Below are 1742 nucleotides of genomic sequence, written 5' to 3'. Positions count from 1 at the left end.
GTGACCACTTTCATACCACTAGAAGAAGAAAAATTCATTTCACTCTTAAAAGAGAACTGCCCACAGATGAAAGTAATGAATACGCCTGCTAACAAATAATATATTTTGAAGCTTGTAGTATTGCAAGTAGATGAAACATAAAAATGAACATCAAAAAAGCCAAGATTCTATACTAAGAACCCTGGCTTTTTCTATTACTCTTTTGGAGCAATCATTTTCTTTGGATCTACAATTTCATCAAATTGCTCTTCTGTTAGTAGCCCAGATTGCAATGCTGCTTCTTTTAAAGTTAATCCTTCTTTATGAGCATGCTTCGCAATTTTCGCTGCATTTTCATATCCGATATGTGGGTTTAGCGCTGTTACAAGCATTAGTGAGCGATTCACATTTTCATTAATTACTTCTTCATCTGCTTCAATACCAACTGCACAATTGTCATTAAACGAAACAATTGCATCCGCTAATAAGTGAGCTGATTGTAAGAAGTTATAAGCAATAACAGGTTTAAATACATTTAACTCAAAGTTACCTTGGCTCGCAGCAAATCCGATTGTTGCATCATTCCCCATTACTTGCGCTACAACCATCGTTAACGCTTCACTTTGCGTTGGATTTACTTTACCTGGCATAATAGAGCTTCCCGGTTCATTTGCTGGAATAATAATTTCTCCAAGACCACTACGTGGACCACTTGCAAGCCAACGTACATCGTTAGCGATCTTCATTAGATCCGCAGCTAATGCTTTTAATGCACCGTGGGTATATACAACTTCATCATGGCTCGTTAATGCATGGAACTTATTTGGTGCAGAAACAAATTGTTTACCTGTAAATTGACTAATTTCCTCTGATACCATCTCACCAAATTTAGGATGAGCATTAATACCTGTTCCAACCGCAGTTCCACCAATTGCTAACTCTTTCATATATGTATTGCTCTCTGCAATCATACGCTCTGTTTTTTCAAGCATACGGTGCCATCCGCTAATTTCTTGCCCTAAAGTTAACGGCGTTGCATCTTGTAAATGTGTACGACCAATTTTTATAATATGTTCAAATGCAGTTACTTTTTCTGCTAAAGTTTCTTTTAATTTCGTAATTGCTGGTAATACGTGATTTTCTACTGCGATTACACAAGCTACATGAAGCGCCGTTGGAAATGTATCATTTGAACTTTGTGACATGTTCACATCATCATTCGGATGAATATGTACGTCAGATCCCTTCTCTTTCAAAATTTGATTCCCACGATTTGCAATTACTTCATTCACATTCATGTTTGACTGTGTACCACTACCTGTTTGCCATACGACAAGCGGAAAATGTTCATTCCATTTCCCTGCAATCACTTCATCCGCAGCTTCTACAATTGCTTCTGCTTTTTCTTCTGATAGCTTTCCTAATTTTTGATTGCTAAGCGCTGCACTCTTCTTTAAAATTGCAAATGCTTTTACAATTTCAAGCGGCATTTGCTCTGTTCCAATTGGAAAGTTTTCTTTACTACGTTGTGTTTGTGCTGCCCATAATTTATCAGCTGGAACTTTTATTTCTCCTAATGTATCTCTTTCAATTCTGTACTCCATGTTTTCATCCCCTTGAAAATATAATACCTACATCTCTTATAATAACAGACTTTCTCTTAAATGATAAGAATTCTCACTCTTATATATAGATATTCTATATTTATTTAAAAAAATTCCTCTTGACCTAAACTTAAGTTTAGGCTGTATCCTTTCCATTGT

The 1742-nt window shown here is 36.0% G+C and carries 1 protein-coding gene and 1 pseudogene; one reads left to right on the top strand and one right to left on the bottom strand.

Translation table 11 applies throughout. The features are described 5' to 3' along the window. A pseudogene (locus ABWK52_RS29855) lies at window positions 1-99 on the top strand (PH domain-containing protein); the annotation flags it as partial. Between the two features lie 95 nt (window positions 100-194). On the opposite strand, the gene fumC reads toward ABWK52_RS29855, so the two are convergent. Further along, window positions 195-1583 (bottom strand): class II fumarate hydratase, encoded by a 1389-nt coding sequence (gene fumC / locus ABWK52_RS23990; RefSeq protein ID WP_000456608.1) that lies wholly within the window; start codon window positions 1581-1583, stop codon window positions 195-197. Window positions 1584-1742: the final 159 nt, after the last annotated feature.

The organism is Bacillus sp. AP50 (assembly GCF_040492675.1).
GTDB lineage: Bacteria > Bacillota > Bacilli > Bacillales > Bacillaceae_G > Bacillus_A > Bacillus_A cereus.
Note: the sequence above shows the minus strand (reverse complement) of the source record. Positions and strands in the feature narration are given on the sequence as shown.